Origin of the sequence: Streptomyces ossamyceticus (assembly GCF_001418475.1) — a bacterium.
Lineage (GTDB): Bacteria > Actinomycetota > Actinomycetes > Streptomycetales > Streptomycetaceae > Streptomyces > Streptomyces ossamyceticus.
Window position 1 is genome coordinate 1 of record NZ_LIQX01000371.1, and the last position, 6,313, is coordinate 6,313.

The following is a 6,313-nucleotide window of genomic DNA, read 5'->3' on the forward strand; positions in this document are numbered from 1 at the left end:
GGGACTGTAAGACGTTCGGTGTAACTCCCGATCATGGAAGATGCATCGATGACCAGTGAGAACGTGTCCGAGTCCGAGACCGTCGAGCCTACGAAAGCTGCGTCGGCGAAGGCCGTGGACGACCAGTTGATCGACGAGCTGGTCGGCCGCGCCCAGGCCGAGGGCCTGCAACTGACCGGCGAGGGCGGGCTGCTGCAGCAACTGACCAAGCGGCTGCTCGAGTCAGCCCTGGAGGGCGAGATCACCGACCACCTCGGCTATGACAAGCACGATGCGGCCGGCAAGAACGGCGGCAACTCCCGCAACGGCAAACGCTCCAAGACCGTGCTGACCGATGTCGGCCCGGTGGAGATAACCGTGCCCCGCGACCGTGACGGCTCCTTCGAGCCGAAGATCGTCAAGAAGCGGCAGAAGCGCCTGACCGGCGTCGACGATATGGTCATCTCGCTGGCCGCGAAGGGCCTGACCACCGGCGAGGTCCAGGCCCATCTGGCCGAGGTCTACGGCGCCGAGGTCTCCCGCCAGACCATCTCCACCATCACCGACAAGGTGCTCGAGGGCATGGCCGAATGGCAGAGCCGCCCGCTCGACGCCGCCTATCCGGTCGTCTTCATTGACGCCATCCACGTGAAGATCCGCGACGGCGCGGTCGCCAACCGGCCGATCTATGTGGCTCTGGCCGTCACCGCCGAGGGCCGGCGGGAGATCCTGGGGCTGTGGGCCGGCGACGGCGGCGAGGGCGCCAAGCACTGGCTGCACATCCTCACCGAGATCAAGAACCGCGGCGTCAGCGACGTCCTCATGCTGGTTTGCGACGGGCTCAAGGGCCTGCCCGAAGCGGTCGAGACCGTCTGGCCCAGGACGATCGTGCAGACCTGCGTTGTGCATCTGCTGCGGAACTCCTTCCGCTATGCCGCCCGCCAGGACTGGGACAAGATCGCCAAGCTCCTCAAGCCCGTCTACACCGCTTCCACCGAAGAGGCCGCCCTGGACCGGTTCGCCGAGTTCGCCGAGGTCTGGGGCCGGAAGTATCCGGCAATCGTGAAACTGTGGGAGAACGCCTGGGAGGAGTTCACCCCGTTCCTGCGGTTCGACACCGAGATCCGCCGCATCGTCTGCACGACGAACGCGATCGAGTCGGTGAACGCCCGCATCCGCCGGGCGGTGAAAGCCCGTGGCCACTTTCCCAACGAGCAGGCCGCCCTGAAGTGTGTCTACATGGCGATCATGTCCCTTGACCCCACCGGCAAGGGGCAGGCCCGCTGGACCATGCGCTGGAAGACCGCCCTGAACGCTTTCGACATTACCTTCGACGGCCGCCTGTCGGCGGCCCGTCAGTAACCCTCAACTACCGCAGTTACACCACTCGTTTGACAGTCCCACACGTGCAACGGCGGCACGAACCAGCAGTGGACACGCGGTACATGAGGAGACGTCAGCTCAGCAGGTCGATCGCGTCGATCGCCGTCCCGGCGCTCAGATAGGAGGTCGTCCCCGACCCGCTCACCACGTTGATCCTCAGCACGTTGTACTGACTCGTGTCCGTCAGCCAGGCGGACGCCGGGAGGCTGTAGGTGAACGTGTGGTTGTTGCCCCGGTAGGACCCGTTGGTCAGGGACCGCGTGTTCGGCTGGGTGGGCGGGGAAGGGATCGCCGACGTCCATCTGTCGTTGACGACGACCTGCGGCCGGCCGTTGGCGTAGGCCGTCGTCACCCCGATGCGCAGGGTGTGGGCGGCGGCGGCCTGCGCGGCGGTCAGCCTGAAGTACACGAGGATGCCGCTGTTGACGTCCTTCCACAGATAGCAGGGGAACGCCGACGTCTCGGTGCCGCTGCCGATGACGACATTGCCCGTCCAGGAGGCGGCCCGGACGTCCGAGGGGTGCGCGTACGTCATCAGGTCGGCGTTCTTGAAGCCGCCGGGCGTGCCGTTCCAGTCGTTGATCCGCCAGATGGCGCTCGCCCTGGACGGGTCGTTCGACGAGGGGATCGCGATCGAGTTGAGCGTCGTCGTCCCGCCCGCCGTGACCGACACGGAGGTGGTGTACACCGCCAGCTCGCCCTTGAAGACCGTCAGGGTGTACGTCCCCGGCAGCACCCCGGACAGGGAGAAGAAGCCGTCCGACGACCGAGCCGAACCCCAGTACTGCGCCGACGCGTTGGCGAGCCCCACGGTGTACGGGTACGCCGCGTCGCGCCCGGTGATGCCGACGCCCGCGACCCGGCCCCGGCCGCCCGCGCCGACGTACCCGGCGATACCGAGCGCGTCCGCCCACGGAGTGGTCAGCGTGCCCGGGAACAGCGACGAGGAGGGCGCCCCGCCGTCCGTGAACGCGATGACGTACGGGCCCTGGAGCCCGAACCGCTGGTCCTCGGTCTGGTTCTGCCCGTAGTACAGGATCTCGTACAGCCCGCCGCCGTCCGCGCTCTGGTGGCGCAGCAGCGAGCGGTAGAACGGGCCGCCGGAGGCCTTCTCGTGGTTGGAGCGCACGATCCACAGACCGACGCCGTTCGCCGACCAGCCGACGTAGTCGTAGTCGATGACCCGCAGCTTGGAGAAGTGCTTCGAGCGGGTCTGGCCGTCGGACTTCCTGAAGACGTCCGAGGCCTCGATGGTGGTGGGCGCGTACGTGTACGAGTCGGGCTGGTCGTTGAGGAACAGACCCGCCCTGACGCGCACGATGAAGCGGGTCGCCGAGACCGAGGTGTCGGCCTTGTTCGTCCACACGTAGATGTTGTTCTCGCCGCTGCGGGCCGCGTAGTAGTGCCGCAGCGTGCCGTACGTGACGGAGACCAGGATCGTGGAGCCGGACTGGCGGATCGTCACGGTGGAGCTGCCGAGGCCGGACTCGATGTGCGAGTTCATGCCGCCGTAGCCCTGGTACTCCGTGCCCCGGTACACGAGCGACGCCAGGTCGCCGTTGCTCTTCCTGACCTTGAACACGAGGTTCGCGCCGGTGTCGACGACGTAGTGGGTGCCGTCGTCGCTCCAGCCGAACGCGGCGGCGCGAGCGGTGCCGGCCAGCGGCCCGGCGAGTGCGGCGCCGGCCACGGTCGCCGCCGTGCCGAGGACGAAGCCACGGCGGCCGAGGGCCTCTTGGTCGGTGGCCTGGGACATGGGGGGCCTCCTCAGGAGGGTGGGGGGAGTGCGGGTGATTCGGAAGAGTGACAGTTGAATCGATTTCGCGAAAGGGCTTTCGCCGCAAGGAAGTTGGCAATCTTGTGAAAGTGGGCTGGCCTCTAGAAAGCGCTTGCCAAACGGGGTACGGTCCAGCCGCCGGGTCTTGTCATCCCTCCCGAGGAGCCGCAATGAGACGTTTCACCGTCGCCGCGCTGACGGCGGCGACCCTGGGCACCGTCCTGTCGGCCGCACCGGCCCAGGCGCACCACGGCCGACCGGCCCTGGGCCCGGAGAACTGCACTGCGAACGCCTGCCACTTCGACGTCCCCGCCGGCACCTACGACGTGACCGTCCGCCTCGGCGGCGACAGTGCCGCGAGCACCAGGATCACCGGCGAGACGCGCCGCGCCCTCCTGCCCGAGACGGCGACCGCGGCCGGCGAGCCGGTGGTCCGCAGCTTCACCGTGAACGTCCGCACCCCTGAGGGCGAACCCACCGGCCCCGACGGCACCCCCGGCCTCGACCTCGTCATCGGCGGCTCGGCCCCCGCGCTGACCGACATCCGGGTTGCACCCGCCAAGCGGGCCCGGCAGATCTTCCTCGTCGGTGACTCCACCGTCTGCGACCAGCCCGGCGACCCGTACTCCGGCTGGGGCCAGCAGCTCCCGCAGTACCTCCGCAAGGGCCTCTCGGTCGCCAACCACGCCGACTCCGGCGAGAGCACGGTGTCCTACCTCGCCGACTCCCGGCTGTGGGCCATCGTCCAGCCGCGGATCCGCCGCGGCGACCTGGTGCTGATCCAGCTGGCCCACAACGACAAGCAGACCGACGAGGCCACCTACCGCGCCAACCTGGAGACCCTGGTCGCGGGCGTCCGCGAGAAGGGCGGCCGACCGGTCCTGGTCACCCCGATCGTGCGCCGCTGGTTCAACGCGGACGGCACCCTCGACAACAACACGGCCCTCCTCGTCAACGGCCTCGGCGTCGACCACCCGGCCGTCACCCGCTCCGTCGCCGCCGCCCACGACGTGCCCCTGATCGACCTCACCGCGCGGACGAAGGCCCTCGTCGAGTCCCTGGGCCCCGAAGCCTCCAAGGCGCTCTACCTCTACAACGAGAAGCGCGACAACACCCACACCTCCGTCCACGGCGCCACCGTGTACGCCGGCCTCGTCCGCGACGAACTCGTCGCCCAGGGGCTGGTGCCCGCCGGGCGGACCAGGGTGGGATGAGCCCCTGGGGCGCCCCGACCGGAACCGGGGCGTCCCAGGTTCCAACCGACAGCGACGACCCAGGAAGCGTGCGCCCATGCCCTCCCAGCCCGACGAGGACCGCAGCCTCAGCCCGTACACCGGCTACACCCGCGCCCACTGGGAGGCCGCCGCCGACGCGCTGCTGGCCGCCGTCGAGCCGTACGCGACCGCCGACGGCGCCCTGTACGACCTGCCCGGCGACCGCACGAGCTGGTCGGGCCGGCTCTCGGACGGCCTGGAGGGCTACGCCCGTACGCTGCTCCTCGCCGCGTTCCGCAAGGACGAGAAGGCCCTCGCCCGCTACGCCGACGGACTCGCGGCCGGTGTCTCGGGGGTCTGGCCGCGCGTCGAGGACCGCGGCCAGCCGCTCGTGGAGGCGGCGTCCATCGCCCTCGCGCTCCGACTGACCCGGCCGCTGTTGTGGGACCGCCTCGACGACGGGGTGCGTCAGCGCGCGGCGGCCTGGCTCGGCGACGCGCTCACCGCCGAACCCTGGCCCTGCAACTGGGAGTTGTTCCCGGTGACCGTCGGCGGGTTCCTCGCGGAGATCGGCCACGACCCGGAACTGTCCCACCGGGTGATCGAGGAGCGGCTCGACCGTATCGAGCAGTGGTACCGCGGCGACGGCTGGTACACCGACGGCGACGGCCGCAAGTTCGACTACTACAACGGCTGGGCGATGCACCTCTACCCGGTGCTGCACGCCTGGCTCACCGACGACACCCGCCTGCTGGACCTGTACGGCGGCCGCCTGGCGACCCATCTCGACGACTACGCCCGCCTGTTCGGCGGGGACGGCGCCCCGCTGCACCAGGGCCGCTCCCTGACCTATCGCTTCGCCACCACGGTCCCGCTCTGGCTCGGCGCGCTGACCGGCCGGACACCGCTCGGGCCGGGCGAGACGCGCCGGCTGGCGTCCGGTGCCCTGAAGTACTTCCTCGACCGGGGCGCCGTCGACGACCGGGGCCTGCTGTCGCTGGGCTGGCACGGCCCCGACCCGGCCGTCCTCCAGGGGTACTCGGGCCCCGCCTCCCCGTACTGGGCGAGCAAGGGCTTCCTCGGTCTGCTGCTGCCGCCGGACCACCCGGTGTGGACGGCCACCGAGGAGGCGGCGCCGGTGGAGCGCGCCGACGCACTGCGGCCGCTGGGCCCGCCCAACTGGCTGCTCCAGTCGACCCGTTCGGACGGTCTGGTCCGCCTCCACAACCACGGCAGCGAGGACGTCCGCTACGACCCCTACTACACGCGACTCGCGTACTCGACGGTGACGGCGCCCGTACCCCTCGCGGAGCCCCCGGCGACGTACGACAACAGCGTGATCGTCGACGGCGACGCGAGCCGGACCGGTATCGAACCGCTCGGCGTGGGCGAGGGCTGGGCGGCGTCCCGGCACACGGCGGCCGGGGGAGTACGGGTGACCAGCCTCGTCCTCGCCCGCGGGGCGGTGGAGGTGCGGGCCCACCTGGTGGCGGGGGCGGCCCCCGGGACGCCGGTCCGCGTGACCGGCTGGGCACCGACCGAGGGCCTCCGCACCGACCTCCGACCGGCTCTCGGCCTCACGGACGCCGAGAGCGCCGAGGACGGCGAGGGCGCGCCGACCGAGCAGGCCCTGTCCGGCGAGACCACCGACGACACCACACTCTTCGTGGCCCTGGCCCGGCTGACGGCCGATCCGGCCCCGGCGCCGTTGGAGGACACGGTGTCCGTGCGCCTGAGCGAGCAGGGCGAGTTCCATGTGCGCTGGACCGGCGGCCCGGAGATCCGGGCCCACCTGACGGACGGCGCGGTCGTCTCCGAGGATCTGGAGCCGGTCGCCGTGCCCCGCGCAACGTGACGTCGGCCGTAGCCGTCTCCCTGTCCGGGAGCGGTTGCATCTGCGCCCCGGGCATGAACCGGGAAGGTCAGGTCTGGCCGGAGACCGGAGACCGGAGACCGGAGA

General features: G+C 70.5%; 4 protein-coding genes. 3 read left to right on the forward strand and 1 reads right to left on the reverse strand.

Annotated elements, in window-relative coordinates; translation table 11 throughout:
* Positions 1 to 48 precede the first annotated feature (48 nt).
* Entirely contained in the window at positions 49 to 1,341 is a 1,293-nt protein-coding gene (locus AOK15_RS25925) for an IS256 family transposase (RefSeq protein ID WP_055520771.1), read from the forward strand.
* Positions 1,342 to 1,435: 94 nt separating this feature from the next.
* Here AOK15_RS25925 and AOK15_RS25930 read toward each other — a convergent pair whose 3' ends face one another.
* Positions 1,436 to 3,118, reverse strand: a complete 1,683-nt coding sequence (locus AOK15_RS25930) for a rhamnogalacturonan lyase B N-terminal domain-containing protein (RefSeq protein WP_055520772.1) — start codon at positions 3,116 to 3,118, stop codon at positions 1,436 to 1,438.
* Between the two features lie 191 nt (positions 3,119 to 3,309).
* On the opposite strand from AOK15_RS25930, the gene AOK15_RS25935 reads away from it, so the two are divergent.
* Together AOK15_RS25935 and AOK15_RS25940 are read left to right on the forward strand one after the other, a co-directional pair.
* Positions 3,310 to 4,353, forward strand: coding sequence for a rhamnogalacturonan acetylesterase (locus tag AOK15_RS25935; RefSeq protein WP_055520773.1), 1,044 nt, complete (start codon positions 3,310 to 3,312; stop codon positions 4,351 to 4,353).
* Between the two features lie 76 nt (positions 4,354 to 4,429).
* Positions 4,430 to 6,208, forward strand: coding sequence for a DUF2264 domain-containing protein (locus tag AOK15_RS25940; protein ID WP_055520774.1), 1,779 nt, complete (start codon positions 4,430 to 4,432; stop codon positions 6,206 to 6,208).
* Positions 6,209 to 6,313 lie beyond the last annotated feature (105 nt).